This window comes from Actinophytocola sp., from assembly GCF_035762905.1.
In the GTDB taxonomy this organism is placed as follows: domain Bacteria; phylum Actinomycetota; class Actinomycetes; order Mycobacteriales; family Pseudonocardiaceae; genus DASYTH01.
Genome location: NZ_DASUCC010000149.1, coordinates 53,928 through 79,850, shown reverse-complemented (window position 1 = coordinate 79,850; position 25,923 = coordinate 53,928). Strand labels below are relative to the sequence as shown.

General features: G+C 71.3%; 26 protein-coding genes. 11 read left to right on the top strand and 15 right to left on the bottom strand.

Going from position 1 to position 25,923, the window contains the following annotated elements; genetic code table 11:
• Positions 1 to 46: 46 nt before the first annotated feature.
• Complete coding sequence (locus VFV67_RS32720; RefSeq protein ID WP_326474574.1) at positions 47 to 958, top strand: aldose 1-epimerase family protein; 912 nt, start codon at positions 47 to 49, stop codon at positions 956 to 958.
• Positions 955 to 2,172 (top strand): amidohydrolase, encoded by a 1,218-nt coding sequence (locus VFV67_RS32715; RefSeq protein WP_326474573.1) that lies wholly within the window; start codon positions 955 to 957, stop codon positions 2,170 to 2,172. The genes VFV67_RS32720 and VFV67_RS32715 overlap by 4 nt, the downstream gene beginning before the upstream one ends.
• On the opposite strand, the gene VFV67_RS32710 is transcribed toward VFV67_RS32715, so the two are convergent.
• Positions 2,173 to 3,318, bottom strand: coding sequence for an acyl-CoA dehydrogenase family protein (locus VFV67_RS32710; protein ID WP_326474572.1), 1,146 nt, complete (start codon positions 3,316 to 3,318; stop codon positions 2,173 to 2,175).
• Positions 3,319 to 3,367: 49 nt separating this feature from the next.
• Here VFV67_RS32710 and VFV67_RS32705 point away from each other — a divergent pair, with 49 nt between their 5' ends.
• Together VFV67_RS32705 and VFV67_RS32700 are read left to right on the top strand one after the other, a co-directional pair.
• On the top strand, positions 3,368 to 4,324 hold the full coding sequence (locus tag VFV67_RS32705) for a carbohydrate kinase (RefSeq protein WP_326474571.1): 957 nt from the start codon (positions 3,368 to 3,370) through the stop codon (positions 4,322 to 4,324).
• A 104-nt stretch (positions 4,325 to 4,428) separates the two neighbouring features.
• Positions 4,429 to 5,733 (top strand): citrate synthase, encoded by a 1,305-nt coding sequence (locus tag VFV67_RS32700; RefSeq protein WP_326474570.1) that lies wholly within the window; start codon positions 4,429 to 4,431, stop codon positions 5,731 to 5,733.
• A 16-nt stretch (positions 5,734 to 5,749) separates the two neighbouring features.
• Here VFV67_RS32700 and VFV67_RS32695 read toward each other — a convergent pair whose 3' ends face one another.
• The gene (locus tag VFV67_RS32695) at positions 5,750 to 6,943 is read right to left on the bottom strand and encodes an ABC transporter permease (RefSeq protein ID WP_414636391.1); all 1,194 of its coding nucleotides are present in this window, start codon (positions 6,941 to 6,943) and stop codon (positions 5,750 to 5,752) included.
• A complete protein-coding gene (locus VFV67_RS32690; RefSeq protein WP_326474569.1) occupies positions 6,940 to 7,848 on the bottom strand; it encodes an ABC transporter ATP-binding protein in 909 nt (302 codons plus the stop codon). Before VFV67_RS32690 ends, VFV67_RS32695 begins: the two co-directional genes overlap by 4 nt.
• 177 nt (positions 7,849 to 8,025) lie before the next feature.
• Here VFV67_RS32690 and VFV67_RS32685 point away from each other — a divergent pair, with 177 nt between their 5' ends.
• Genes VFV67_RS32685 through VFV67_RS32675 form a run of 3 tightly spaced genes read left to right on the top strand, consistent with a single transcriptional unit; the run spans position 8,026 to position 10,235 of the window.
• The gene (locus tag VFV67_RS32685) at positions 8,026 to 8,463 is read left to right on the top strand and encodes a YbaB/EbfC family nucleoid-associated protein (RefSeq protein ID WP_326474568.1); all 438 of its coding nucleotides are present in this window, start codon (positions 8,026 to 8,028) and stop codon (positions 8,461 to 8,463) included.
• A gap of 18 nt (positions 8,464 to 8,481) precedes the next feature.
• Entirely contained in the window at positions 8,482 to 8,799 is a 318-nt protein-coding gene (locus tag VFV67_RS32680) for a type VII secretion target (protein ID WP_326474567.1), read from the top strand.
• Positions 8,796 to 10,235: a M15 family metallopeptidase gene (locus VFV67_RS32675; RefSeq protein ID WP_326474566.1), complete on the top strand. Its 1,440-nt coding sequence runs from the start codon at positions 8,796 to 8,798 to the stop codon at positions 10,233 to 10,235. The genes VFV67_RS32680 and VFV67_RS32675 overlap by 4 nt, the downstream gene beginning before the upstream one ends.
• Here the strand turns inward: VFV67_RS32675 and VFV67_RS32670 are convergent.
• Both VFV67_RS32670 and VFV67_RS32665 read right to left on the bottom strand, forming a co-directional pair.
• Positions 10,232 to 11,758, bottom strand: coding sequence for a glycerol-3-phosphate dehydrogenase/oxidase (locus VFV67_RS32670; protein WP_326474565.1), 1,527 nt, complete (start codon positions 11,756 to 11,758; stop codon positions 10,232 to 10,234). The two genes, VFV67_RS32675 and VFV67_RS32670, sit on opposite strands and share 4 nt — an antisense overlap.
• Entirely contained in the window at positions 11,755 to 12,375 is a 621-nt protein-coding gene (locus VFV67_RS32665; protein ID WP_326474564.1) for a TetR/AcrR family transcriptional regulator, read from the bottom strand. Before VFV67_RS32665 ends, VFV67_RS32670 begins: the two co-directional genes overlap by 4 nt.
• 107 nt (positions 12,376 to 12,482) lie before the next feature.
• On the opposite strand from VFV67_RS32665, the gene VFV67_RS32660 reads away from it, so the two are divergent.
• The gene (locus tag VFV67_RS32660; RefSeq protein ID WP_414636395.1) at positions 12,483 to 14,033 is read left to right on the top strand and encodes an FAD-binding oxidoreductase; all 1,551 of its coding nucleotides are present in this window, start codon (positions 12,483 to 12,485) and stop codon (positions 14,031 to 14,033) included.
• An 11-nt stretch (positions 14,034 to 14,044) separates the two neighbouring features.
• On the opposite strand, the gene VFV67_RS32655 is transcribed toward VFV67_RS32660, so the two are convergent.
• The 6 genes from VFV67_RS32655 to VFV67_RS32630 all read right to left on the bottom strand — a co-directional run bounded on the left by VFV67_RS32655 (position 14,045) and on the right by VFV67_RS32630 (position 19,388).
• Complete coding sequence (locus VFV67_RS32655; protein ID WP_326474562.1) at positions 14,045 to 14,458, bottom strand: hypothetical protein; 414 nt, start codon at positions 14,456 to 14,458, stop codon at positions 14,045 to 14,047.
• A 158-nt stretch (positions 14,459 to 14,616) separates the two neighbouring features.
• Complete coding sequence (locus VFV67_RS32650) at positions 14,617 to 15,189, bottom strand: DUF4232 domain-containing protein (protein WP_326474561.1); 573 nt, start codon at positions 15,187 to 15,189, stop codon at positions 14,617 to 14,619.
• Between the two features lie 13 nt (positions 15,190 to 15,202).
• Entirely contained in the window at positions 15,203 to 15,556 is a 354-nt protein-coding gene (locus VFV67_RS32645; RefSeq protein ID WP_326474560.1) for a gamma-glutamylcyclotransferase family protein, read from the bottom strand.
• Positions 15,557 to 15,565: 9 nt separating this feature from the next.
• The gene (locus tag VFV67_RS32640; protein WP_414636394.1) at positions 15,566 to 16,861 is read right to left on the bottom strand and encodes a C39 family peptidase; all 1,296 of its coding nucleotides are present in this window, start codon (positions 16,859 to 16,861) and stop codon (positions 15,566 to 15,568) included.
• A gap of 46 nt (positions 16,862 to 16,907) precedes the next feature.
• Positions 16,908 to 17,510: a PadR family transcriptional regulator gene (locus tag VFV67_RS32635; RefSeq protein WP_326474558.1), complete on the bottom strand. Its 603-nt coding sequence runs from the start codon at positions 17,508 to 17,510 to the stop codon at positions 16,908 to 16,910.
• 243 nt (positions 17,511 to 17,753) lie between these two features.
• Positions 17,754 to 19,388 carry a long-chain fatty acid--CoA ligase gene (locus VFV67_RS32630; RefSeq protein ID WP_326474557.1) on the bottom strand — a complete coding sequence of 545 codons (1,635 nt, stop codon included), beginning with the start codon at positions 19,386 to 19,388 and terminating at the stop codon, positions 17,754 to 17,756.
• Positions 19,389 to 19,682: 294 nt separating this feature from the next.
• Here VFV67_RS32630 and mihF point away from each other — a divergent pair, with 294 nt between their 5' ends.
• Positions 19,683 to 19,994 (top strand): integration host factor, actinobacterial type, encoded by a 312-nt coding sequence (gene mihF / locus VFV67_RS32625; protein ID WP_326474556.1) that lies wholly within the window; start codon positions 19,683 to 19,685, stop codon positions 19,992 to 19,994.
• A 92-nt stretch (positions 19,995 to 20,086) separates the two neighbouring features.
• Positions 20,087 to 21,250, top strand: coding sequence for an isochorismate synthase (locus tag VFV67_RS32620; protein WP_326474555.1), 1,164 nt, complete (start codon positions 20,087 to 20,089; stop codon positions 21,248 to 21,250).
• A gap of 9 nt (positions 21,251 to 21,259) precedes the next feature.
• Here the strand turns inward: VFV67_RS32620 and VFV67_RS32615 are convergent, their stop codons facing one another.
• The 3 genes from VFV67_RS32615 to VFV67_RS32605 are packed head-to-tail and all read right to left on the bottom strand — an operon-like array spanning position 21,260 to position 24,023.
• A complete protein-coding gene (locus VFV67_RS32615; protein WP_326474554.1) occupies positions 21,260 to 22,006 on the bottom strand; it encodes a 4'-phosphopantetheinyl transferase family protein in 747 nt (248 codons plus the stop codon).
• Between the two features lie 2 nt (positions 22,007 to 22,008).
• Positions 22,009 to 23,253, bottom strand: a complete 1,245-nt coding sequence (locus VFV67_RS32610) for a hypothetical protein (protein ID WP_326474553.1) — start codon at positions 23,251 to 23,253, stop codon at positions 22,009 to 22,011.
• Positions 23,250 to 24,023 (bottom strand): FkbM family methyltransferase, encoded by a 774-nt coding sequence (locus tag VFV67_RS32605; protein ID WP_326474552.1) that lies wholly within the window; start codon positions 24,021 to 24,023, stop codon positions 23,250 to 23,252. The genes VFV67_RS32610 and VFV67_RS32605 overlap by 4 nt, the downstream gene beginning before the upstream one ends.
• Positions 24,024 to 24,147: 124 nt before the next feature.
• Here VFV67_RS32605 and VFV67_RS32600 point away from each other — a divergent pair, with 124 nt between their 5' ends.
• Positions 24,148 to 25,185: a DUF3068 domain-containing protein gene (locus VFV67_RS32600; RefSeq protein ID WP_326474551.1), complete on the top strand. Its 1,038-nt coding sequence runs from the start codon at positions 24,148 to 24,150 to the stop codon at positions 25,183 to 25,185.
• Here the strand turns inward: VFV67_RS32600 and VFV67_RS32595 are convergent.
• Entirely contained in the window at positions 25,182 to 25,907 is a 726-nt protein-coding gene (locus VFV67_RS32595) for a class I SAM-dependent methyltransferase (protein WP_326474550.1), read from the bottom strand. The genes VFV67_RS32600 and VFV67_RS32595 overlap by 4 nt on opposite strands.
• Positions 25,908 to 25,923 lie beyond the last annotated feature (16 nt).

Sequence of the window (25,923 nt, the reverse complement as noted above, 5' to 3'; positions counted from 1 at the left end):
CGCGGCGGCGTGGTCGCCGGCCCGGCCGAGCCCTAAGCTCATCCCCATGAGCGGACCCACCGGGGAACAGCTGGAGATCAGCCAGTCCGGCTCCCGAGCGATCGTCACGACGGTCGGTGCCGGGCTGCGCGCCTTCGAGGCGGAAGGCGTGCCCTACACCGAAACTTTCGGCGAGGACGTCGAACCGCCGCTTGGCGCCGGGGCGATCCTGGTGCCGTGGCCCAACCGGGTGGCCGGCGCCCGCTGGACTCACGACGGGAAACCGCAGGACCTGGAGATCACCGAGCCGGCCAGGGGCAACGCGATCCACGGCCTGGTGCGGCAGGAGACCTGGAAGGTCACCGAGCACACCAAGGCCAAGGTGACCATGGAGGTCACCGTCGAGCCCCAGCCCGGCTGGCCGTTTCCCTTTCGCACCAGCATCTCCTATGAGCTGGGGCTGCGCGGGCTGAACGTCACGCACGGCATGCACAACCTGGGCGACGCGGTCATGCCGTTCGGCGTCGGGGCGCACCCGTACCTGCGGACCGGCCGGGTGAGCATGTCCGACTGCGAGCTCAAGCTGGCCGCGACCACGATGCTGCCGCTCGACCCGGTGCGCATGGTGCCGAGTGGCCCCGCGGTGGACATCCGCGGCTCCGACCTGGACTTCCGGCGGGGCCGGCTGGTCTGCGAGATGCCGGACCTGGACCACGCGTTCGGCGGCTGCAAGCCACGCGGCAGCGTGATCCGGCACGCGCTGTGGCATCCGCGCGGCGGCGTCGAGGTGTGGGCGGACCGCAGTTTCCGCTGGGTGCAGGTGTTCACGCCGTCCGACTTCCCGAACGACCAGGGCGGGTTCGCCGTGGCCATCGAGCCGATGACCTGCCCGCCGGACGCGCTGAACTCGGGCACCGACCTGATACATCTGGAGCCCGGTAAGTCCTGGGCCGGACGCTGGGGGATCATGCCGCTGTGACTACCGCATTCCTGGGCGGGTACGTGGTTCCGGTATCCGGCCCGCCGATCGAGGACGGCACGGTTCTGGTGGCGGACGGCAAGATCGTCGCCGTGGGCAAGCCGGTCGACGTGGACATTCCGGACGACGCGGAGACCGTCGATGTGTCCGGTTCCTGGCTGTTGCCCGGTTTCGTGGAGGCGCACGGGCACGTCGGGGTGCTTGAGGAGGGTGAGCACTGGGTCGGCGTCGACGTCAACGAGATGACCGATCCGAACGGCGCCCGGTTGCGTGCCATCGACGGGATCAACCCGGACGACGAGGGCTTCCGGGACGCGCTGTCCGGCGGCGTCACCACGATCGTGGTCAAACCGGGCTCGGGCAACCCGATCGGCGGCCAGACGGTCGCGGTGAAGGCGTGGGGCCGCACGGCCGACGAGATGGTGATCCGCGAGCCGGTGAGCATCAAGAGCGCCCTCGGTGAGAATCCCAAGCGGGTCTACGGCGAGAAGGACAAGCTGCCGTCCACCCGGCTGGGCGTGGCCGCGGTGATCCGGGACGCGTTCGTCGCGGCGCAGGACTACCGGTTGCGCCGCGAGCACGCCGAGCGGGAGCGCGAGCCGTTCACCCGGGACACCACGCTGGAGGCGCTGGTCCGGGTGCTGGACGGGCAGTTGTCCTGGAGCCAGCACAGCCACCGGGCCGACGACATCGTCACCGCGATCCGGCTGTCCGAGGAGTTCGGCTACCGGCTGGTGATCGACCACGGCACCGAGGGCCACCTGCTGGCCGATCTGCTGGCGGCGAAGAACATCCCGGTGATCATCGGGCCGCTGTTCACCAGCCGGCTCAAGGTCGAGCTGCGCCGCCGGTCGCTGCGCAACCCCGGGATCCTGGCCAGGGCCGGGGTGAAGATCGCGATCACCACCGACCACCCGGTGGTGCCGATCCACTTCCTGGTGCACCAGGCCACGCTGGCCATGAAGGAAGGTCTGGACGCCGACACCGCGCTGCGCTCGATCACCGTCAACCCGGCCGAGATCATGGGCCTTGCCGACCGGGTCGGCAGCATCGCCCCCGGCCAGGACGCCGACCTGGTGATCTGGTCCGGCGATCCGCTTGACGTGATGAGCCGCGCCATGCGGGTCTTCATCGGCGGCCGCGAGGTCTACCGGTTCGACGAGCACACCGGCGAGGGCGTCACGGTCAGCCCGTTCTACACCGAGTCCCGCTGATCAGGTGCCGCGCAGCTCGCGGGCGATGACCAGCCGCTGGATCTGGTTGGTGCCCTCGAAGATCTGCGGCACCTTGGCCTCGCGCATGTAGCGCTCGACCGGGAAGTCGCGGGTGTAGCCGGCGCCGCCGAGGACCTGGACGGCGTCGGTGGTGACCCGCATGGCGGCGTCGGTGGCGATCAGCTTGGCGATCGAGGCCTGGCGCTGGAACGGCAGGCCGCGGTCCCGGCGCCGGGCCGCCTCCAGGTACGTGGCCCGGGACGACTCCACCGCGGCCGCCATGTCGGCGAGCAGGAACTCCACCCCCTGGAAGTCGATGATCGGGCGGCCGAACTGGGTGCGCTGCTTGGCGTACCGGACCGCCTCGTCCAGCGCGGCCTGGGCCAGCCCGACCGCGCACGCGGCGATGCCCAGCCGGCCGGAGGACAGCGAGCTCAGCGCGATCTTCAGTCCGGTGCCCTCCCGGCCGATCAGCCGGTCGGCGTCCACCCGGGCGTCGTCGAAGATCATCTGGGTGGTGGGGGAGCCGGTCAGGCCCATCTTGCGCTCCGGCGAGGACGCGGACAGCCCCGGGGTCGCGGCGGCCACCAGCAGGCAGCTGATCCCCTTCCCGCCGTCGTCGGACGTGCGCACCATGGTCGTGTAGTAGTCGGCCTGACCGCCGTGGGTGATCCAGGACTTGGTGCCGTTCACCAGGTACACCTCGCCGTCCCGGATCGCCCGGGTGGCCAGGGCCGCGGCGTCCGACCCGGCGTGCGACTCGGACAGCGCGTAGGCGCCGAGCAACTCGCCGGCCAGCATGTCCGGCAGCCAGCGCTCGCGCTGCTCCTCGGTGCCGTACTCGGCCAACGCGTAGCACGACATGGTGTGCACCGAGAGCCCGACGCCGACGGTCATCCAGGCGCTGGCGAGCTCCTCGAGGACCTGCAGGTAGACCTCGTAGTTGACGGCTCCGCCGCCATACTGCTCCGGGTAGGGCAGCCCGAGCAGCCCACTGCGGCCGAGCAGCCGGAACTGCTCGCGCGGGAACCGCTCCTCCTCCTCGTACCGGGCGGCCAGCGGGGCCAGTTCGTCCCGGGCGATCTCGCGGACGAGCTTGATGAGGTCCTCGGCCTCGGTGGTGGGCAACAGTCGATCGGCAGGCATGTAAACAGTATGACGTCCTACTGATCGGTAGGGATGCTATAACGGCGGGGTGATAGTCGTCGGTGGCGAAGCCCTCATCGATCTGGTTCCGGTCTCCTCCACTGTGGACGATGGGCTCGCCCCGCTGCGCCCGTTTCCCGGTGGTGGGCCGTACAACGTGGCGATCGCCGCCGGCCGGCTCGGCGCACCGGTGCGGTTCCTGTCCCGGCTGTCCACCGATGCCTTCGGCGATGCGCTGCTGCGCAGGCTGCACCGGTCCGGTGTGGACACCGGGCTGGTCCAGCGCGGGCCGGAGCCGACGACGCTCGCGGTGGCCGGGATCGGCCCGGACGGGTCGGCCCGGTACACCTTCCACGTCGAGGGAACCGCCGACCGGCTGGTGGCCGATCCCGGCGAACTGCCGCCCGAGGTCGACACGCTCTCCCTCGGCACCCTCTCGCTGCTGCTCGAGCCCGGCGCCAGCACCTACGAGTCGCTGCTGCGCCGGCACGCCCGGCGCGGTGGCCTCACCGTGCTGGACCCCAACATCCGGCCGGTGTTGGTGTCCGACCCGGACGGCCACCGGGCCCGGTTCGCCTCCTGGCTGCCCGACGTCGGCCTGCTGAAGTTGTCCGTTGAGGACGCTCGCTGGCTGGCCGCGCTGGATTCCGGCACGCCGGAGGCTGACGTGCTGGCCGTGGTGCGCTCGTGGCTGGCTGAAGGTCCGGCCGCCGCGGTGCTCACCCGGGGCGGTGCCGGCCTCGCGGTGCTCACCGGCGACGGCGGGCACCTGGACGTGCCGGCCCCCCGGGTCACCGTGGTGGACACGATCGGGGCCGGCGACACCGTGCACGGTGCGCTGCTGTGCTGGCTGCACCGCACCGGCGTGACCAGCCCGGACGCCCTCCGCGCGGTACCCGTGGACGCCTGGCGCGCCGCCCTCGGTTTCGCCGCGCGGGCCGCCGCGGTCACCGTCTCCCGCGCCGGCGCCGAGCCGCCCTACGCCGCCGAGCTCGACCCGGCCTGACCGGTTGTGATCGACATCGCGCCGGAAAAGTGTCCGTAGCGCGCGCGGAGCACTAGCGTAAGAATGGGAGACCCCAATCCGCAAAGACTGCGAGAGGGACTTGCATGCCTGACGGGACCACGAACCCCGGCACCGTTGTGCTCAGCCATCACGGCGGCGAGCACACGATGACCATCAAGCCGGCCGCGGAAGGCGCCCCAGGCATCGACCTCGGCAAGTTGCTGGCGACCACCGGCCTGGTGACCCTCGATCCGGGCTTCGTCAACACGGCCGCCTGCTCGTCGGAGATCACCTATATCGACGGGGACGCCGGAATCCTGCGTTACCGCGGCTATCCGATCGAGCAGCTGGCGGAGCGATCGACCTTCATCGAGGTCAGCTACCTGCTGATCTACGGCGAGCTGCCGTCCGCGACCGAGCTGGCCGAGTTCACCGAAAAGATCAACAAACACACGTTACTGCACGAGGATCTCAAGCGGTTCTTCGACGGCTTTCCCCGCGACGCGCACCCGATGCCGGTGCTGTCCTCCGCGGTGTCCGCACTGTCCACTTTCTATCAGGACAGTTTGAAGCCGTTCGATCAGCAGCACGTGGAGATCTCCACCATCCGGCTGCTGGCCAAGCTCCCGACGATCGCGGCCTACGCGTTCAAGAAATCGGTCGGTCAGCCGTTCCTGTATCCGGACAATTCACTCGGACTGGTGGAGAATTTCCTCCGGATGACCTTCGGTCTGCCGGCCGAGCCCTACCAGGTGGACCCGGAGCTGGCCCGGGCGCTGGACCTGCTGTTCATCCTGCACGCCGACCACGAGCAGAACTGCTCGACCTCCACTGTGCGGCTGGTCGGCTCGTCCGAGGCCAACCTGTTCGCCAGCATCTCGGCCGGGATCAACGCGCTGTTCGGGCCGCTGCACGGCGGGGCCAACAGCGCCGTGCTGGACATGCTCGAGCGGATCCGGGACGACGAGGGCGATGTGGACACCTTCGTGAAGAAGGTGAAGAACCGCGAGGAGGGCATCAAGCTGATGGGCTTCGGCCACCGGGTCTACAAGAACTACGACCCGAGGGCCGCCATCATCAAGAAGACCGCGGACGAGATCCTCGGCCGGCTCGGCGGCGACGACGAGTTGCTGAACATCGCCAAGAGCCTGGAGGAGCGGGCGCTCGCCGACGACTACTTCATCGAGCGCAAGCTCTACCCGAACGTGGACTTCTACACCGGTCTGATCTACCGGGCGATGGGGTTCCCGACCAAGTTCTTCACCGTGCTGTTCGCGCTCGGCCGGTTGCCCGGCTGGATCGCGCACTGGCGCGAGATGATGAACGACCCGGCCACCAAGATCGGCCGGCCGCGCCAGGTCTACACCGGTCCGACCGAGCGCGACTACCTGTCGGTGGACCGGCGCTGAGTCCGGCCGGTAACCCCTACCCGCGCAGCGCGTCCCGCAGCCGAACCCGGGTTCCCATGCGCAGCACGGCGTTGTGGTAGATCCGGCCGCCGATCGCGGTGAGCACGGCGACCGCGGCCAGGGTGAGGCCGATCGCGGCCACGATCTGCCAGGCCGGCGCGGCGCCGAGGGCGATCTTGCCGGGCATCAGGATCGGGGAGAACGGCGGGATCAGGGACAGCACCGTGCTGGCCGTGCTGGTCGGGTCCTGCGCCAGCACCCCGAAGCCGAGCACGAACGCGAGCACCAGCATCAGGGTGATCGGGGTGAGTACCGGCTGCGCGTCCTCCTGGCGGGAGACCAGCGACCCGACCGCGGCGAACACCGTTGCGTACAGGAAAAATCCCAGCACGTACCAGACCAGGCCCCACAGCACCGAGCCGGCCGCGATGCCGGAGGTGCCCAGCACGCCGGTCAGCACGGCCAGCAGCAACCCGACCCCCTCGATCACGGCCAGCTGGATCAGTCCGACCAGGCCGAGGCCGACCACCTTGCCGGACAGCAGCTGCCACGGTCGCACCGTGGACAGCAGCAGCTCCACCACCCGGCTGGACTTCTCCTCGATCACGCCCTGGGCCACCGCCGTGCCGTAGAGCACCAGCGAGACGTAGAGCAGCGCGATGATCAGCAGCGCGGTGCCCAGCCGCTGGCCGTGCTGCGGGTCGGGCTCCTCAAGCGCGTCGACCTCGGCATGCGCGCCGGCCACCGTCTGCAGCACCGCCTCGGCGTCCAGATCCTCGACCGCGGCCAGTTGGGCTTCGAGCACCTGCTGCTGCACGATCGCGTCCAACGCCACCTGCAGGTCGGGGTCCAGCTCCTCGCGCACCAGCACCTGCAGGCCGGCCGGCGGACCGCTGACCAGGGCGTCCAGCTCGCCGTCGGCGACCAGCTGCTGGCCGGCCTCGGCGTCGATGATCTCCCGGGTCGCGATGTCCCGGCCGAGCTGCTCTCCGGTCCGGGTCAGCTGCTCGGCCACCGCGATCGCCTGGCCGTTCAGTCCGACGAGGAGTGTGTTGGCAGTACTGAACAGCGTGCTCTGCATCAACACGAACCCGGCGAGCACCACAATGGACACCACGGTGCCGATCACGAAGGATTTGGTGCGCAGCCTGGTGTTCAGCTCGCGCCGGGCGATCAGCCGGACCATGCGGGCCGGGGAGTGGTTCCTCACCCGGCCCCCTTGCCGACCACGTCGCGGTACAGCTCGGCCAGGGACGGCGCCCGCCGGCTGAACTCGTGCACCGGCCCGGTCGCCAGCGCCGCCGACAGCACGGCCTGGTCGTCGCTTTCGTTCTCCAGTAACAGAGTTGTCCATCCATTGTGGACACCGAGCACCTCGGCCCCGGCGATTCCGGCGGCCCAGTCGGCCGGGGCGTTCGGCGCGTGCACCACCAGCCGGGTGCCGCCGCCGGCGCGAAGCCCGGCCACCGTGCCGCAGGCGACCAGCCGGCCGGCGGCGATGATGCCCACCCGGTCGCAGAGCCGCTCCACCAGATCCAATTGGTGGCTGGAGAACAGCACGGGGGTGCCGGCGGCCGCGCGCTCACGCAGTACCTGGCTCAGCACGTCGACCGCCACCGGGTCCAGCCCGGAGAACGGCTCGTCCAGCACCAGCACCTCGGGGTCGTGCACCAGCGCGGCGGCCAGCTGGACCCGTTGCGCGTTGCCCAGGCTCAGCTTCTGCACCTCGTCGCCGCGCCGGTCGCGCAGCCCGAGCCGGGCGATCCAGTGCTCGGCGGCGCGGTGCGCGTCGTTGGTCGACATGCCGTGCAGCTCGGCGAGGTAGACCAGTTGGTCCAACACCTTCATCCGCGGGTAGAGGCCGCGTTCCTCGGGCAGGTAGCCGATCCTGCGCCGCGCGGCCAGGGTGACCGGCTCCCCGGCCCAGCGCACCTGGCCGGCGTCCGCGGCCAGCACGCCGAGCGCGATCCGCATCGTGGTGGTCTTGCCGGCACCGTTGCTGCCGACGAACCCGAACAGCTCCCCGGCCCGCACGTCGAAGGTCAGCTCCCGCAGGGCGACGATCTCGCCGTACCGCTTGGAGATCCCGTCGATCTCCAGTGCCGGTGGTGGCACGCGCGACCCCTTCCTCGGCTGCACCCCGTGACCAAGTATCCCGCCTCGTCGTAGAGTCGATCGCGCGGGCATGGCCTGGAGAAAGTTTTCCCAAACCGCTCTCCCGGGGGAACCGGATGGGGCATGCTCCGTCAAAGACTTACGATGATCCGTGATGGACCATTGGAGGGGCGCCCGATGGACCCACAGCAGTGGCTCCTGCAGTACGACGAGAAGCTGAAGGCGGTCGCCGAGCGCGCCGAGCAGACCGACAAGGCGCTGCGCGCGGTCGGCGGCATGGCCACGTCGCCGGACGGCGAGGTGCTGGTACGGGTCAGCGCCAGCGGCGCCACCACCGACCTCGAGCTGCGGCCCAGCGTGCGGGACATGGACCCGGAGCGGCTGTCCCGGCTGATCCTGGAGACCACCCGGCAGGCCCAGCGCGACGCCGGCGCCCAGGTGGTCGAGGCGATGCGCGGCCTGGTCGGCGAGTCCGAGGCGCTCGACGTGGTCAAGCACGCCCTGCCGGAGGGCTACAGCGGCGACGGCAAGGACGATGCGGAGAACCCGGACCTGAAGCCGGACACCAGATCCGACGACGACTACTTCGAAAATCCCCCGGAAGTCATCCAGTAGAGCGATCGGTGGACAACCATGGCAGACAGTTTTGCCGTCAACGTGGCCGAAGTACGGCAGCACGCGCAGACCGTTGCGACCATCTCGAACCAGGTGAGCTCGGCGGTCAACATGGCCGCCTCGTCGGTGGGCGGCGACTCATACGGCGTGGTCGGCAAGTTCTTCGCTTCGGCGCTGATCATGGCCAGTGAGCTGGTCCGGGACGGGTTGCTGGGCGCCGCCAAGTCGTTCGTCGACGTGCACAACGGTCTGCGCGATGTCGCCGACCTCTACCAGCAGGTGGACCAGGCGCACGCCCAGCTCCTGGCTGTGACCGGAGGGGAAGAACGGCGATGAGCAGTCCGGGCACGACGGCGAACCGCGGCCAGACGACCGCCCAGGGTCTCTACAACGACGTGCGCGGCACCGCGTCCGCGATCGACCGCGGGGACTGGCTCTCCGCCGGGATGGGCGCGACCAACGTCGCCATGGACATCATCAACCTCGGCGGCGACCCGCTCGGGTCGATCTCCTCGGCCGGGTTCGGCTGGCTGATCGGGCACATCAAGTTCCTCCGGGAGCCGTTCGACGCGCTGCTCGGCGACGCCAACTCGATCATGACCAGCGCCCAGGGCTTCATCCGGTCGGCCGAGCAGCTGGTGAACAGCGCCCAGCAGTACCGGGACGCGTCCCGGCGGGAGACCGCCTCCTGGACCGGCGCGGCCGGCGACGCCTACCGGACCACCGGCGAGACCCAGGCCACCAACCTGGACAGCATGTCCCAGGTGTGCCAGGGCATCTCCGGTGCGCTGGCCGGTGCCGGCAAGGCGCTCGCCGAGGTGCGCAAGATGGTGATGGACCTGATCAACCAGGCGTGCAACAGGATCATCATGATCATCATCGAGGCGCTGGCCGCTGCCTGGGGTTCGTTCGGGGCCAGCATCGCCAAGGGCATCGCGCAGTCGGTGATGACCGCGGTGCAGTCGGCGCAGAAGTGCCTGATGAAGATCCAGAAGCTGATCCAGACCCTGCAGAAGATCCTCCAGTTGGTGCAGAAGGTCATGCAGCTGGTCAAGGCGGTCAAGCAGCTGATGAACACGGTCGGCAACATCGCCAGCGGCAACCAGACGGCGCAGATCACCGGGTCCAACCTGAACTACGGCGGCAACGTCTCCGCCGGCACCTCGCCGCAGGGCGCGGCGCCGGACATCACCCGGCAGAACTTCGACGGCGGTCCGAACTACCGCTACGACGGTTTCACCGGCAACACCCAGTCGGCTCAGGCGCAGCCCGGCAACACCCAACTGGCTCAGGGGCAGCCCGTCACCCGCCCGCCCGCGGTCACCTCGCAGAACGGCTGGCCGATCAACCCGCCGCTGCAGACCACGACCATCCCGGGCACCAACGTGCGGATCTCGGTGGCCCGCGGTCCGGCCGGCGACATCCTCATCCATGTGCTCACCCGGTTCAACCAAGGCGTCGAGCCGCTGGACGCCGCCACCACCGGCGGCTACAACCCCCGCACCATCGGCAACACCGGCGTCTGGTCCAACCACGCCAGCGGCACCGCCGTGGACGCCAACTGGGGTGCCCACCCGCAGGGCCGCGCCGGAACCTTCAGCACCGCCCAGATCGAGGAACTCCGCCGCATCCTCTATGACGTCCAGGTGGTCCGCTGGGGCGGCGACTTCCGCAACGCCGCCGTCGACGAGATGCACTTCGAAATCCACGGCACCCCCGACGAAGTCCAACGCGCCGCCGACCGCGTCCGCGCCATCGAGCTGACCCCTTAGGGCGCGGACGCCTCCAGGCCGGCGAGGGTGCGGCCGACGAGGTCGGCGACTGCCGGGCGGGCGGCGGCGAGGTCGGTGGGGACCAGGCCGATGCGGGTGCGGCGGTGCAGGACGTCGTCGGGGTCGAGGGCGCCTTCGTGGCGGACCGCCCAGACGATCTCGGCGCCGGTCACCTCAAGGCCGGGCGCGACCGGGCGACCCAGCTCGGGGTCGAGTTCGGCGAGTGCGGCGATCCGTGGGGCTTCGGTGCCGTACTTGGCGACCAGGCGGGGTCCGGCGTCCAGAGTGGACAGTGTGGGGCGGGCGGCGGCGCCGACGAGGGGGAGCCCGCGGGTGCGGCAGGGGCCGGCGGGGAGGTTGGTGGCGTCGACCGCGTCCTGCGCCATCTTGCGGTAGGTGGTGAGCTTGCCGCCGACCACGGTGATCACGCCCGACGGTGCGGTGAGCACGGCGTGGTGCCGGGACAGGTCGGCGGTGGCGCCGCCGGTGTCCAGCAGCGGGCGCAGGCCGGCGTAGCTGCCGAGGACGTCGGCGGAGGTCAGCGGGCGACGCAGCACCGACGAGGCGATCTCGAGCAGGAAGTCCACATCGGACGCGGGGACGGTGGGCTCGTCCGGGATCGGGCCGGAGACCGGCTCGTCGGTGAGGCCGAGGTAGACCCGGCCGTCGCGTTGCGGCAGCAGCAGGACGAACCGGCCGAAGCCGCCCGGGACCGGGACCGTCAGGGCCGTGCCGGACAGGCCGAGCGCGGTGCCGTCGAGTACCAGGTGCGAGCCGCGGGACGGGCGCAGCCGCACGGAGTCCACCAGCGAGCCGGCCCACACCCCGGCGGCGTTGATCACGGCCCGGGCCGCCACGGAGAAGACCCGACCGGTCAGCTCGTCGCGCAGCTCGGCTCCGGTGCCGGTCAGCGCGAGGGCCCGGACCCTGGTCAGGATCCGGGCGCCGAACCCGGCCGCGGTCCGGGCCAGCGCCACCACCAGCCGGGCGTCGTCGGTGAGCTGGCCGTCGAAGGACAGCAGCCCTCCGCGCAGGCCGGCGGTGCGCAGGCCGGGCGCCAGCGCCAGGGCCTCCGGGGCGGACACCCGGCGCGGCCGGGGCAGCAGCGAACCGGGGGTGCGGGCGAGCAGGCGCAGCCCGTCGCCGGCCCGCAGCCCGGCCATGGCCAGCCGAGCGGTACGCCCGGAAACCGTGTCGTGCAACGGAATGAGCTGGGGCAGCGGCCGGGACAGGTGCGGCGCGGTGCGGGTCATCAGGATTCCGCGCTCCACCGCGCTCTCGTGCGCCAACCCGACGTCGCCACGGGCCAGGTAGCGCAGCCCGCCGTGCACCAGCTTGCTGGACCAGCGCGACGTGCCGAAGGCCAGGTCGTGCGCCTCGACCAGGGCCACCGACAGACCGCGGGAGGCGGCGTCGAGAGCCACCCCGGCCCCGGTCACGCCGCCGCCGACCACCAGCAGGTCGACCTCGGTCAGCGCGTCCAGCTCGCGGGCCCGCCGTCCGGCATCCAGAGACGTGTTCACCGGTCCTCCCCGGTCTTCGGCCGCAGGGCCGCATCCAGCAGTTGGGTCAGCTCGCCGACCAGCGCCACCCGGTCCACGTCCCGGGTGGCCGGGCGCATGGACACCACGAACGACTGCGCCACCAGGTAGATCGCCCGGCTCTGCACGGTCGGGTCGGCCCGGCGCACCGAGCCGTCCTGGTGCCCGGCGATCAGCTGCTCGCGCAGGAACAGCTCGGCGCTGCGCTGCACGGTGCCGACCCGATCGACCAGGTACGGCAGCAGCAGCTCGGCGTCGCGGTCGAGCAGGGTGCGCATCAGCGGCTCCATCACCAACGCGCACACGCCGTCCACGGTGGCCGCGACCAGGCGTTCGCGCGCGCTGGCGGAGGTCGAGGTGGCCGCACCGGCCCGGGTCAGCAGCGTGCCGAACTCCCGGGTCATCAGCGCGGCGAGCAGGCTGCGCACGTCGGGGAACCGGCGGTAGAGCGTCATCCGGCTGACCCCGGCGGCCCGCGCCACACTGGACAGCGTCGTCCGGCGCACCCCGTCGGCCAGTACACAGGCCCGGGCGGCGTCCAGCAGCGTGTCGTCTTCCACCCGGTTGGGTGACGGTGCGGTGTGACGTTTTGACGTCATGTGTCACACTGTAGCGCGTGACAGAGCCTGTGGAACACCTGGACCCCGGGGTCCGGTGCGGTTGGACGCCGGAGGGCGCCGAGGCCGCACACCTGCCGGCGCACGTGATGCGCTGGCTGCGCACCCGCACCGGACTGGTCGAGCGGAGCACGCCGGTCGCACCCGGCTCGACGTTCCCGGTGCCGGAGTCGGCCCTGCCGGAGCCGGCGCACGCGGCGTTGACCGCCATCGTCGGCGAACAGCACCTGCTGCTCGACCCGGCCGAGCGGCTGGCAAGGGCCGGTGGACTGTCCTACCTGGACCTGTTGCGGCACCGGGGATCCGGCGAGCTGGCGGTGCCGGACGCGGTGCTGCTGCCGGCCGACCCGGACCAGGTGCAGCGGGTGGTCGAGTGCTGCGCCGAGCACGGCGTCGGCATCGTGCCGTTCGGCGGCGGCACCTCGGTGGTCGGCGGCGTGACGGCGCTGCGCGGCGGTTGCGCGGCCGTGGTGGCGCTGGACCTGGTGCGGCTGAACCGGCTGGTGTCGGTGGACCCGGTGTCCCGGCTGGCCACCTTCCAGGCCGGCGTGGTCGCGCCGGAGGCGGAACGGTTGCTGCTGCCGCACGAGCTGACCATCGGCCACGTGCCGCAGTCGTTCGAGCGGGCCACCCTCGGCGGGTTCGCCGCGACCCGGTCCTCCGGCCAGGCCTCGGCCGGCTACGGCAGGTTCGAGGACATGATCGAGGGCGTGCGGCTGGCCACCCCGCGCGGCGAGTGGCGGCTGGGCGTGGCGCCGGCCTCGGCGGCCGGTCCGGACCTGCGTCAGCTCGTGGTGGGCAGCGAGGGCACCTTCGGCGTGATCACCGAGGTGACCCTGCGGGTGCGGCCGCGACCGTCGGTGCGCCGCTACGAGGGGTTCGTGGTGGACGGCTGGGCCGCCGGGGCCGCCGCGGTGCGCGCGCTGGCCCAGGCCCGGGTGCTGGCCGACGTGACCCGGCTGTCCGACCCCACCGAGACCGAGATGGCGCTGAGCCTGTCCGGCGGGTGGAAAACCGCGGCACTGCGCCGTTATCTGCGGCTGCGCGGCATCGGCGAGCCGTGCCTGCTGATCCTCGGCTGGGAGGACACCGCGACGGACGCCGTGCGGGCTCGCCGGGCGGCCACCTTGCGGGCGCTGCGGGGCGTGCGCACCGTCGGGTTGGGACGCTCGGTGGGGGAGAAATGGCGCGCCGGCCGGTTCTCCGGTCCGCGCCAGCGGGACGCGCTGATGGACCAGGGCGTGTGCGTCGAGACGCTGGAGACCGCCACCTACTGGTCATCTCTGGACCTCCTGCGCGACGCGGTGCGGGAGGCGCTGACCAGCTCGCTGGAGGTGGCCGGGCAGGTTCCGGTGGTGGCCTGCCACATCTCGCACGCCTACGAGACCGGCGCGTCGCTGTACTTCACGGTGATCGCCCCGCGCTCCGACGAGGACCCGATCGGCCAGTGGTCGGCGGCCAAGGCGGCGGCCTGCGCCGCCATCCGTCCATTCGGGACGATCACGCACCACCACGCGGTCGGCGTCGACCACGCGCCCTACCTTGGTGCGGAGATCGGCCCGCTCGGCGTGGACGTGCTGCGCGCGGTCAAGGAGGCGCTCGATCCGAACTGGGTGCTCAACCCCGGCAAGCTGGTCTGACGCCGACCCGGTCAGGTCACCGGCCGGCGCACCACGCCGAGCCAGATGATCACCAGGCCGCCGGCGAAGAACATCGGCCAGGCGTAGAACACCCGCGCACCGATCGCGCGTTCGCACATGTCGACGTAGGCGACCATGGTGTCCTCGCCGGGCCGGTCCAGACCGCCGGCGACGGAACCGGACTCGACGCCGCCGATTGTGTTGCCGCAGCTGACCCTGGTCGGGTTGGCCGGATCCGGCCCGGCCACGTGCACCGGCAGCAGGGCGAGGAGGAGGCCGACCAGCAGCCCGACCGTGGCCAGCACCGCGGCGAACCGGCGCGGGGTCAGGGTGATCTTGGCGAGCGGGTCCGGGTCCGGTTCCGGCCCGGTCACCGGCTCCAGCCGCTCGGTACGAGGCGTCGCGATGATCTGCTCGCTACTCATTCGTTCCAGCCCCTCGCAAGCTCGGTGCTGTTCCGGCCCGCCGCCTCGCGGGCTCGGCGGCGGCGCAGTGTTGGAGATTCGCTCGCAAGCTCGCTCATGGGGCCCAGCCTGCTCCTCGGGCCGTCGATTTGACCAGCGATTCACCGAAAATCCGCCCATCAGGCCCGGAAGTAGGCGCTGCCCTCGATCTTGCCGCCGGCGCAGACCGAGCCGAAGTCGTAGTTCACCGACAGGGCCGTGGTCTCGTCCGGCGGGATCACCTTGGCGCCGGCCGACGGCGGCTGGCACGGCCCGGTGGTCGGCTCGTCGCCGGACGGCACCACGGTCCAGTGCAGCTTCTTGACCGCCGCCTCGCCGGGCTTGAGGCTCACCAGCGTCGGTCCGGGGTCCGGGGTGCGCACCAGGTCGGTCGGGTTAGGCGTTCCCTGTGCGTCGACCAGTTGCAGGCCGCCGTAGCCGTACATGGCGCACAGCGGACCGCCGGTGTTGGTCAGCACCAGTTGCGCGTACCGGTTGCCGGCGGCCGGTTCCAGCGGCCTGACGCTGCCGGTCAGCCAGCCGGTCTCGCACCGCGGCACGTCGCCGAGCGACGGGGCGGTCGAGGCGGTGGCCGGCGGGCCGGCGGTCGTGGTGGTCGTGCCCGAGCCGGCCGCGGGGTCCGGGCTCGGCGCACCGCACCCGGCCAGGCCCGCGCCGGCAAGGCAGCAGGCGACGACGACGGGCCGAAACACCCGTGCCACCCCCTTATCCGGCCGGCCACGGCTCCTCGAGCCGGCGCATCCCGTCGAATCCCTCGACCCAGACATAGGTCCAGCACCGGACTCCGTCCGGCAGGGTCACCCGGACCCGCTGGTATTCCGGGCCTTCGTAGGAGTCCACCACGGCCAGCGCGGGATCGCTCGGCGAGCGCAGCGCAACCACCCATCCCGGCACCCCCGGCCCGTCCGCGCGCAGTTCGAGCGCCGGATAGCCGCGGCCGGTGTCGTACAGCACGCCGGGCAACCGGGCCGGTCGCGGCGTTCCGGTCACCCACGGCTCGAGCAGGTGCCAGTGGCTGGCCCCGGGTTGCAGCGTGCCGTACACGAACAACAGCTCCACCCGGCGAGGTTACGGGCCGCGCCACCACACCGGCTTGATGATGTAGGCGATCCCGCCGGAGCCGCCGGCCACGCTGCCGCTCGCGGTGTATCGCTTGGTGCGCAACCAGATCGTCTCGAACTGGTCGCGCCGGTAGACGTTGCGCACCTCGTCGTTGCCGCTCGACGCCGGGTCGTTGGCGATCACGTCGCCGTTCTCGGTGAACCCGACGATCACCATCAGGTGCCCGGCGGTGCCGTACCCGGCGCCGTCCAGTTCGTCGGCCCGGAACGACTGCGAGGTGACCACCGGGATGCCGGCCCGGATGTAGCGCTCCAGCTCGGTCAGCGACTTCAGCCGGGTGACGTGCCCGGACAGGCCGAAGCTGGCCGCGTAGGCGGTGTTGAACGGCCAGTTCCCGGTGCCGTCGTAGTCCTTGTCGTAGGTGTAGCGGGCCGCGTGGTCCACCGATGGGTCCGGATAGGACGGATCGACCCAGGCCAGGTCCGCCGGGCTGGGCCGGCGACCCCAGTACTCGACCACCATCTCGGTCGAGGTCGGGCTGCACCAGGCCTCCCCGCCGCCGCCGTACTGCGGGTACTCGCCGATGTGGATGTTCTGCGAGTACCGCGGCACCGGCAGTTCGATGCCGCGTGCGGGGCCGGGCGCGGACAACGGGACGGTGAACCGGTCGGGGACCGCCGAGGCCATCGCGCCGATCATGGCCAGGGTGGGGGAGGCGTGGCTGCCGGCCTCCCGGTACAGCGTGACCCGCAGCTGGTAGGCCCGCAGCCGCACGGCGCCGCGCGCCACGAACGTGTCCACGTCGACGAAGCCGGACTCGTCGGACTGGGCGGGCAGGCTGGTCCGGATGACGTCGGTGTCGCCGAGCGCCCAGCGGCCCATGACGTACCACGCGGTGCTCACCCCGGCGTCGGTGCGGCCCTGCATCTCCACCTGGAGCCAGGTCGCCGCCGGGGTGCGGGCGTTCCAGGAGGCGACCAGCTGGTTGGCGTCGAACCCCGGCCGGTACAGCGGCGAGGTCCACCGGCCGTACTCGTAGCGCCGGGTGGTGCCCAGGTCCGGTTCGGTGTGCTCGACGGTGCCCACCGGCCGGCCGATCCGCAGACCCCCGAGCGGGGCCGGGAGCAGGCCTTCGGTGCGGCCGGAGAGCAGCTCGGGCAGCGAGCGCCACTGGTGGAAGTCGACCGGCGCCGGGTCCGGTGCCGCAACGGCGCCGGCCGGGAGCGACACAGCCATGGCGGCCCCCACGACGACGACGGTGCACAGCCGGGCGAGGCGAAGCCGGAACGGGTGCGCGCGCATGGTGGTGATTTTCGCGCTCGTCACCGGGTTTGTAAATGCTTCGCCGTCACTTGGCGTCCGGCTGGTCCGTGCCCTCCAGCTCCGCGATGAAGTCCGCCCAGAACTGCTCGACCGTGCGCTCGTAGCGCATCCCCAGCTCGAGCGTCTTGACCTGCCACGGATCGGCCGCGTCCACGATCCGCTCGTACTGCTCGATGTAGCTGTCCGCCCGGGCCCGGTGCGACTCGTACCGGTCCCTTGCCAGCCGGAGCAGGTCCTCCTTGTCGCCGAACGCGGCGAAGAACAGCTTGAGCAGCCCCAGATCCCGGATCTCGGTCTGCTCGTGGGTGTTGCTGGCCAGCCAGTCCCGCAGCGCCGTGCGCCCGGCCCGGGTGATCGAGTAGGTGCGCTTGCGCCGGCCGCCCTGCTCGACCGTTTCGGTGACCAGCCCGTCGGCGACCAGGCGCACCGGCTCGTCGTAGATCTGCGAGTGCGCGAACGCCCAGAAGTTGCCGATCGTGTACGCGATCCGCTGCTTGAGGTCGTAGCTGGTGGCCGGGCCGTGGCAGAGCATCCCCAGGACCACGTACGACGTCGCGTTCAGCTTCCGGGAACGCTCGGTCGCCCGGTCGGACTGGGGCGCCACCGACTCGGACTGCAGGCTGGTCACCTCCCTCGGGTGATCGGCCATAAGATGCATACCTACCGGTAGGTTAGCCCCCACACCGCGCGCTGATCTCACAGGACAGCCTGGCTTTGCGCGACTTCCACGGCGATGAGCCGATCCCTCGCCCCCCAGGATATCGGTTTCCACAACCGTGACCCGGCGGCCGGCCGCACGGGCCGGGCCGCCGGGTTCGCGTGTCCACTTGGTACCGGCCGGAAGTCCATGCCGGCAGTATGAACCCAAAGATCAGATCAGGTGGCGGATATCGAGCCGTCCCTCGGCATGTGCCGCGCGCAACCGCTTCTTGTCGAATTTGCCCACGCTGGTCTTGGGCACCTCGTCGACAAAGGTCCAGTTCTCCGGGACCTGCCACTTCGCCACCTTGCCGGCCAGGAACTCGCGCAGCTCCTCCGGCGTGGCCTGCTGCCCCTCCCGCAGCACGACGGCGACCAGCGGCCGCTCGTCCCACTTCTCGTCCGGCACCCCGATCACCGCGGCCTCGACCACCGCCGGGTGCGCCATCACCTGGTTCTCCAGGTCCACCGAGGAGATCCACTCACCGCCGGACTTGATGATGTCCTTGGACCGGTCGGTCAGCCGGAGGAACCCGTCCGGAGTGATGCTGCCGACGTCACCGGTGCGCAGCCACCCGTTGTCGAACTTCTCCGAGCCGTCCCCGCCGTCCTCGAGCCGGTAGTAGGAGTCGGTCACCCACGGGCCGGACACCTCGAGCTCGCCCACGCTCTCGCCGTCCCACGGCACCTCGGCACCGTCGTCGTCGATCAGCCGGGCCCGCACCGACGCCGGGAACCGGCCCTGCAGGATGCGGTACTCCCAGGCCTGCTTGGGGTCGAGCCCGGCGGGCGGCCGGGACACGCTGCCGAGCGGCGAGGTCTCGGTCATGCCCCAGGCGTGGATGATGTTGACGCCCAGCTCGTCGAACGCCGTCATCAGCGCGGGCGGGCAGGCCGACCCGCCGACGATCACGTCCCCGAGCGGCGCCAGGTCCTGCGGGTGCTCGGCGAGGTGGCCGAGCAGGCCCTGCCAGATCGTGGGCACCGCGCCGGTCAGGGTCGGCTTCTCCGCGGCGATGATGGCGGCCAGCGGAGCCGGCTGCAGGAACCGGTCCGGCATGATCAGCGACGCGCCCACCATGAACGCCGCGTACGGCATGCCCCAGGCCATCGCGTGGAACTGCGGCACGATCACCAGCGCCCGGTCGGCCTGGGAGACCGCCATCGAGTCGGTCATGCACACCTGCATGGAGTGCAGCCAGATCGAGCGGTGTGAGTAGACGACGCCCTTGGGGTTGCCGGTGGTGCCGGAGGTGTAGCACATGGCCGCGGCCGAGTTCTCGTCCACGATCGGCCAGTCGAACTCGTCCGGCTGGTCGGCCAGCAGCTCGGCGTAGGAGTGCACGGTGACCCCGTCCGGAGCGGTCAGCGCCGCGGCGTCGCCGTTCGCCACGATCACGTGCCGCACGGTGGTGAACGTGGGCAGCACGTTCGCCAGCAGCGGCGCCACCGAGGCGTCCACCAGGATCACGTGGTCCTCGGCGTGGTTGACCACGTAGGTCAGCTGCTCGGGGAACAGCCGCAGGTTGAGCGTGTGCAGCACGGCGCCCATCGACGGCACCGCGAGGTAGGCGACCAGGTGCTCGGTGTTGTTCCACATGAACGTGCCGACCCGCTGGTCCCCGGTGACCCCGAGGCCGCGCAGCGCGTGCGCCAGCCGGGCCGCCTCCCGTCCCACCTCTGCGTAGCTTGACCTGCGCGAACCGTCACCGGTCCAGGTGACAACCTCGCTGGCGGCGTGGACCCGGCTGCCGTGCCGGAGCAGGTGGGCGATGGACAGCGGTCCATCCTGCATCGTGCTCAACATCGCTGTTCAGACTCCCTTGACTGGCGTGGGCGTTGGGGGCCGTCACGGTGCACGATAACCCGCAGGGGCGGATACGCCGCGTGTGGTCACGGAGAGTTGTTTCCACTCCGACGGGTGGGGGACCGTGACGTTTGCGCGTGTCGCGCGTATGTTCATCGGCGCCTGTCGTTTACTGGTGGGAGGCACCGCGCGGCCGTGCTGAACGGCGTGCCGGGTACGGAGCGGTTTCGTAGCCCGGTGACGGTCAGTGTTCGCGTCGGTCCGTTCAGACCTCGACAACGGAAGGAAATGACAGTGGCTCTGCCCACGTTGACTCCGGAGCAGCGCGCTGAGGCGTTGGCGAAGGCTGCCGAGGCGCGCAAGGCGCGTTCGGAGCTGCTGGCGTCGATCAAGGCCGGTAAGCAGACCATCGCGTCCGTGCTCAAGCGCGCCAAGGAGGACAAAACGGTCGGCAAGACCAAGGTGTCCGCCCTGCTCAAGGCGGTTCCCGGCGTCGGTGCGGTCAAGGCGGCCGCACTGCTCGAGCAGGCCGGGATCGACCCGGACCGCCGGGCCGCCGGCCTGGGCGAGCGGCAGCGCTCCGCCCTGATCGACGCTCTGTCCTAGCTGGGGTGGCCCGCCGGAGGTGTGGTCTTGCGTGGTCAAGGTCTCACCTCCGGGGCCGCACCGCCGGCGCATCGCCCGGCCATCATGAACAGGTGGGCGCTGCGAACGGCGAGCCGAACCGCGACCCGATCGGGCTGGTGAACGATTACCGCCCCGGGTCGTTTTTTCTGTCCACCCCGAAGCGCACGCTGCTCGCCTCCGGTGCCGAGGACACCGTCACCGAGCCGGACCCCGACGAGCTGTCCGGACTGGTGACCAAGCTGCTGACCGACTCCGGCATCCCGGTCGCGGTCGGCGCCCTTCCGTTCGACCCGGCGGACTCACCGCACGTCGTGCTGCCGAGGACGGCGCGCTGGGCCGGGCCACCGCGGGCCAGCGCCGACCGGTTCCCGGTGGCCCTACCCGGTTGCGCGGTCGAACCGCTGCCCGCTCCGGAGGAGTTCGAGCGCCGGGTCGCCCGCGCGGTGGCCGCGCTGAACGGCGGTGAGCTGCGCAAGGTCGTGCTGGCCCGGGCGCTGCGGCTGACCACGGCGGTGCCGGTGGAGGCGCGCGCGGTGCTGGGCAACCTGTTGCGCGCCAACGTCTCCGGCTACACCTACGCGGTCGACCTGCCGCCGGCCGGCGCCGAGCGGCGCACCCTGGTCGGGGCCAGCCCGGAGCTGCTGCTGCGCCGGACCGGCCCGATGGTCACCGCCAACCCGATCGCCGGCACCGTGCCGCGCGACCCCGATCCGGACGCCGACCGGCGGGCCGCCGAGGCGCTGCTGGCCTCGGCAAAGGACCTCGACGAGCACCTGGTCGTGGTGGAGGCGGTGGTGGACGCGCTGCGGCCGTTCTGCCGCCGGCTGGCCGTATCGCCGGAGCCGGAGCTGGTCAGCACGCCCGCGGTCTGGCATCTGTCCACCCAGGTCACCGGCGAGCTGATCGACCCGGGGATCTCGGCGCTGCGGCTGGCCTGCGCGCTGCACCCCACCCCGGCGGTCTGCGGCACCCCGCCCGATCTGGCCCGGCGCACCATCGCCGAGTTGGAGCCGTTCCGCCGTGGCTTCTACGCCGGGGCGGTCGGCTGGTGCGACGCGGCCGGTGACGGCGAGTGGGTGGTGGCGATCCGCTGCGCCGAGATCGTCGACCACACCGTCCAGCTCTACTCCGGCGCCGGGATCATGCCGGCCTCCCAGCCGCACCTCGAGCTGGCCGAGACCTCGGCCAAGTTCCGCACCCTGCTCGGCGCGATGGGACTGGAGCTGTCGGGCTGAGCCGACCGGTCAGGACAGCCCGGCCACCAGCGGGCCGGCGTCGTGCTCGCTCACCCAGCCGTCGGCCGGGAAGTTCGGGCCGGCCAGCACCGCCACGCAGGCCCGGTACCCGGAACCGGCGTCCAGCTGGGCCATCCGCAGCGCCGCGACGTCCACTTCGGACGATCGGGAGGCCAGCAGCCGGGGCGGGGCATCCCACGGGCTGACCGTCACCTTGGTCATCGCGATGGACAACCCGCGCCCGGTCGCCTTGAGCACCGCCTCCTTGCGGGACCAGATCGTGAAGAACGCGGCGTCCCGGTCGGCCGAGGGCACCCCGGCGAACACCGGCAGCTCGTCGACCGACAGCGTCATCCGGACCAGGTCCTCCACCTGGACGTCGCGCTCCTGCTCGACGTCGACGCCCACCGGCTCGCCGTCGGTGACCGCGACCGCGATCCGGTCCCCGGAGTGCGAGATCGACATCTCGGGCAGCGGGCGATCCGGCGGGAACGACTCCGGACGCACCACCCGCGGCTTGCCGTGGGTGCGCCCGCAGTCCGCGCAGGTGCTGTCCAGCACCACCTGACCGGGTTCGAGACCGAGCCGCGCGGCCAGCAGCGCCTTGCCGACCACCCGCCCGGCCAGGAACCGGGCCTGGTCGACCGCCCGGTGGTAGGCCGCGTGCCGGTCCCGCTCAACGCCGTCGAGCAATCCGAGCAGGCGTGGGGTCTCGACCGCCGGTTGTGCCCACCACACCTCACATCGGCTGCCCATGCCTACAGTCCTACCCCAAACTGTCCGAGAACCGGTGGATCCTCGGTGGTCTTCCGGCTACGCACCGGTAGCAGCAGCCCGGCGAGCACGACCAGGGCCGCGGTGGCGGTGGCGACGATGACGATCGTGCCGATGGTGTCGTGCCGGAAGGCCACCACGATCACCTCGGCGGTCAGCGCGGTCCACAGCAACACCGGTACCACCCGGTCGGTGCCGGCGACCCGGTACATGACCACGAGCTGGGTGATCGCCAGCACCGCGCCCGCCAACGCGAACAGCCACAGCCAGTCGATCACCGGCCGGTACTCCTCGCCGACCGCGAGCGGGAACAGGAACGGGCCGAGCAGCAGGATGCCGGCCACCTCGAGGACACCGATCCCGGCCAGCGCAAGGGCGGATACCCGCAGCGCGGCCCGGCGTTGGGTGGGCACGGCCAGCCGGGGGAGCGCGATCATGGTCACCGCGGCCGGCAGCCACAACGCGGCCTTGGTGACGATCGCGCCCGCGCCGTACAGGCCGGCCTGCTCGGCCGGCAGGTACCGGTGCGCCAGCAACACGTCCGCGGTGCTGATCGCGGCGAAGCCGAGCATGGTCAGGGCCGCGTAGCCGATCTCGCCGAGCGGGCCGCGGCCCTCCCCCGGCGCGGCCAGCACCGTCCGGCCGGGACCGCGCACCGCGGCCGCGGCGGCCAGCAGGGCCAGCCACGACCCGATCGCCACCCCGGCCATCGCCGCCGCCGCGGTGCCGCCGGCGAGCAGCCCGGCCAGGCCGCCGCCGATGCGGCCGACCCCGGCGATCACGATCAGCGTGGCCAGCCGGCCGAACAGGTGCAGGCCCTGCACCGCCCCGGTCGGCGCGCCGGCCAGCGTCACCGCCGGCAGCGCCACGACCAGGAAGACCAGTGCCGGCAAGGAGATGTGCAGTACCAAGGACAGCACCGGCACGGTCGCCGCGGCCACCGCGCCGACCACGACCGCGGTGAGCACCGCCGCCCGGCCCAGCCCGCCGCGCTCTCCGGCCGCCACCCGCCGGGCCAGCACCACCTGCAGGGTGACCGCCGGAACGGAGCCGACGAACACCAACCCGAGCAGCGCCGCCAGTTCGCCGTAGTGATCCGGCCCGAGCACCCTGGTGCCGGTCGCGATCAGGCCGTAGCTGGCCAGGTTGACCACGACGGTGGCCAGCGTGACCGTCGCCGAGGCGGTGACCAGCGCACGTACGCCGGCTCGGCTGGCCGGGGCGGTCATGGCGCCCGGAACAGGATGTTGTTGACGTAGCGGGGTCCGCCGAGCAACACCGTGTGCAGGTAGCCGCGGAACCGGGGCGCAACCGCCCGCTGGTGCCCGGCGAGATCGAAGCCGGCCAGCGGGCGCCAGGTCCGGCCGAGGAGGATCTCGCCGGAGTAGCCGAACTCGCCGAGGAACGCCAGCACCTCGTCCACCGGACCGTGCCGGTACTCCAGCTCGATCAGCAGCACCGGCCGGCACCGGCGCAGCGTGTCGGCCGCGCCGCGCAGCGCTGCCAGCTCCGCGCCCTCCACATCGAGCTTGATCATGGTCACGTCGGCGAGGTCGAGCGCGTCGATCGTGGTGGTGGGCACGGAAACCGCGCGGGCGCCCGGGTTCGCCGGGGCGCGCAGCGAGGCCACCCCTTCGGTGCCGAGACCTTCGCCCGGCACCCACAGCGTTTCCTCGCCGATGTGATCGCTGGCCGCGGACCGCACCACCCGCACGTTGCCCGGCACGGTGCTGGCCAGCACCGCCGCCACCTCCGGGTTGGGCTCGAACGCGATCACCGTGTCCACCTGCCGGGCCAGCGCCCGCGACCATGGCCCGTACCAGGCACCGACGTCCAACGCGGTGCCGCGCCGCGGGCAGAAGTCGTCCAGCCGCCGCAGTTCCGGTTCGAACCGCCGGTAGGTCAGCGCGATGCCGGCGGTGAGCAACCGATCCGGCACCAACGCGGACACCGCGGACACCGCTTTGGTCACCGGCCGGACCGGAAGCAATCGCGCCACGGCGGCAGCGTAACCTGCGTTGACCCTCGGGCCGATCAGTGTCCAGGTACCGCCGAATGGCCGATTGCTAGTGGGTTACTACTGAGTAACCTGTGTGACCAGGCTCAGAGTCGAGGAGGAATTTTTGCGCCGCATCGTGGGGTTCGTCCTGCTGGGGCTGGGGGTCTTCGCGGTCGCACTGGGGCTGTTGCTCCGGCTGTACGCGTATCCTCAGCTGGCCAAAGTACCCCTTGACCCCAAGACCGTGTCCGTCGCGACGGGCAACGACGTGACCGCGCTGGTGATCGTCACGACGGCCGACAGCACGCCGTCGCCGGAGATCCGCAGCGGTCTCAACCTGACCGCCAACCGGTACGTGACCGGTGACCTGACCCAACCCGAGGTCACCGAGGGCGGCACCGTGGTCAGCTGGATCGAGGCCGTCGATCTGGTCGACCAGGACGGCAACCGGGTGAAGGCCACCGAACGGCAGTTGTGTCTCGACCGGCACACCAACGAGGCGGTCGAGCCGTGCAACCTCCGCTATGTCAAGGCGCGGACCAACGAGGACTTCGAGGCGGTCCGGGAAGAGGACGTCCCGCAGCCCGGGGGGAACTTCAAGTTCCCGTTCGGCACTGAGAAGCGCACCTACGCCATGTACGACCTGACCGTGCGGGCCGCCACCGACGCCCGGTTCGACGGCGAGGAGGAGGTCGACGGGCTGGCCACGTACCGGTTCGTGCAGGACATCCCGGCCACCAAGGTCGAGGAGCGCACCGTGCCCGGTTCACTGGTCGGCAGCACCGAACCGGCCATCAAGGTCGACCTCTACTACAACACCCGGCGCACCATGTGGGTCGAGCCGGTGACCGGTCAGATCGTCCGGGGCCAGGAGGCGCAGCACCAGGAACTGGTCGAGCCGGGTCAGCAACCGGGGCAGGGCACCGTGGTGTTCGACGGCACGCTGACCTTCACCGACGAGACGGTCGCCCAGAACGTCGCCGATGCCACGGCGAACAAGTCCAAGCTGTTCCTGCTCACCGACCTGCCGATCTACCTGTGGATCGGGGGCGGCGTGCTGATCGTGCTCGGGCTGGTCCTGGCGATCCGGGCCAACCGCGAGCCGCGGCGCGGGGTGGTGCACCGCTCGCCGGAGGACGACCGGCAGCCGACCCCGGCCTAGCTTTTCCGCAGCACCATGACCAGGTTCCAGGAAACGAATTCCCGGAGCACCGGAATACGAACCACCCAGGTGGCCCACCACGGGTGATAACGCGGTAGCGCCCGGATCAGCCGGGCGCTGCCGCAGTTATTCGCCCAGCGCAGCGCGGACCCCACGGAAATCGCGAACAGGCTTTCGCCGAATCGGTTCTTCGGTTCCCGTCCGTGTCGCCTGGTATAACGCCGGCGGGCGAACATTCCGCCGAGATAGTGCCAGGGTGCGGTCTCATGTCCGCCCCACGGCGACAACCACGGGGTGAACGAGACGAACACGATTCCGCCCGGCTTGGTCACGCGGACCATCTCGGTCAGCATCGCGGTCGGCTCGGCCACGTGTTCCAGCACGTTCGACGAGTAGCACAGGTCGACGGAACCGGTCTGTACCGGTAGTTCCGTGCCGCTGGCCCGGACCATGCCGGTGCCGGGGCGGCCCCGCGCGGACAGCTCGCCGACGTCCGGGTCGATGCCGAGATAGTGCGCTCCGGCGTTCCGGAATGCATCCGAAAAATAGCCCGGGCCGCCGCCGACATCGAGCACGACACGGGCATCCAGCGGGGTGAATGAGGCCACCTGCCGGACCGAGTCGTCGGCCAGCGTTCGGTAGAAATGGTCCGGGTCGGACTGTTCGACGAGAAATGCCCTGAACAGCCGGACCGAGCGGCTCAGTGTGGCCTCTTTTTTCATCAAGGGGGTCGCTTTC

Bases quoted from the DNA above. Each gene is read 5' to 3' on its own strand.
- VFV67_RS32685 (WP_326474568.1), top strand. From the start codon at position 8,026: ATGGACCCACAGCAGTGGCTCCTGCAGTACGACGAGAAGCTGAAGGCG.
- VFV67_RS32700 (WP_326474570.1), top strand. From the start codon at position 4,429: ATGCCTGACGGGACCACGAACCCCGGCACCGTTGTGCTCAGCCATCAC.
- VFV67_RS32660 (WP_414636395.1), top strand. From the start codon at position 12,483: ATGCGCTGGCTGCGCACCCGCACCGGACTGGTCGAGCGGAGCACGCCG.
- VFV67_RS32610 (WP_326474553.1), bottom strand. From the start codon at position 23,253: ATGACCGCCCCGGCCAGCCGAGCCGGCGTACGTGCGCTGGTCACCGCC.
- VFV67_RS32595 (WP_326474550.1), bottom strand. From the start codon at position 25,907: ATGAAAAAAGAGGCCACACTGAGCCGCTCGGTCCGGCTGTTCAGGGCA.
- VFV67_RS32640 (WP_414636394.1), bottom strand. From the start codon at position 16,861: ATGCGCGCGCACCCGTTCCGGCTTCGCCTCGCCCGGCTGTGCACCGTC.
- VFV67_RS32680 (WP_326474567.1), top strand. From the start codon at position 8,482: ATGGCAGACAGTTTTGCCGTCAACGTGGCCGAAGTACGGCAGCACGCG.
- VFV67_RS32675 (WP_326474566.1), top strand. From the start codon at position 8,796: ATGAGCAGTCCGGGCACGACGGCGAACCGCGGCCAGACGACCGCCCAG.
- VFV67_RS32630 (WP_326474557.1), bottom strand. From the start codon at position 19,388: ATGTTGAGCACGATGCAGGATGGACCGCTGTCCATCGCCCACCTGCTC.
- VFV67_RS32655 (WP_326474562.1), bottom strand. From the start codon at position 14,458: ATGAGTAGCGAGCAGATCATCGCGACGCCTCGTACCGAGCGGCTGGAG.
- VFV67_RS32720 (WP_326474574.1), top strand. From the start codon at position 47: ATGAGCGGACCCACCGGGGAACAGCTGGAGATCAGCCAGTCCGGCTCC.
- VFV67_RS32665 (WP_326474564.1), bottom strand. From the start codon at position 12,375: ATGACGTCAAAACGTCACACCGCACCGTCACCCAACCGGGTGGAAGAC.
- VFV67_RS32710 (WP_326474572.1), bottom strand. From the start codon at position 3,318: ATGCCTGCCGATCGACTGTTGCCCACCACCGAGGCCGAGGACCTCATC.
- VFV67_RS32615 (WP_326474554.1), bottom strand. From the start codon at position 22,006: ATGGGCAGCCGATGTGAGGTGTGGTGGGCACAACCGGCGGTCGAGACC.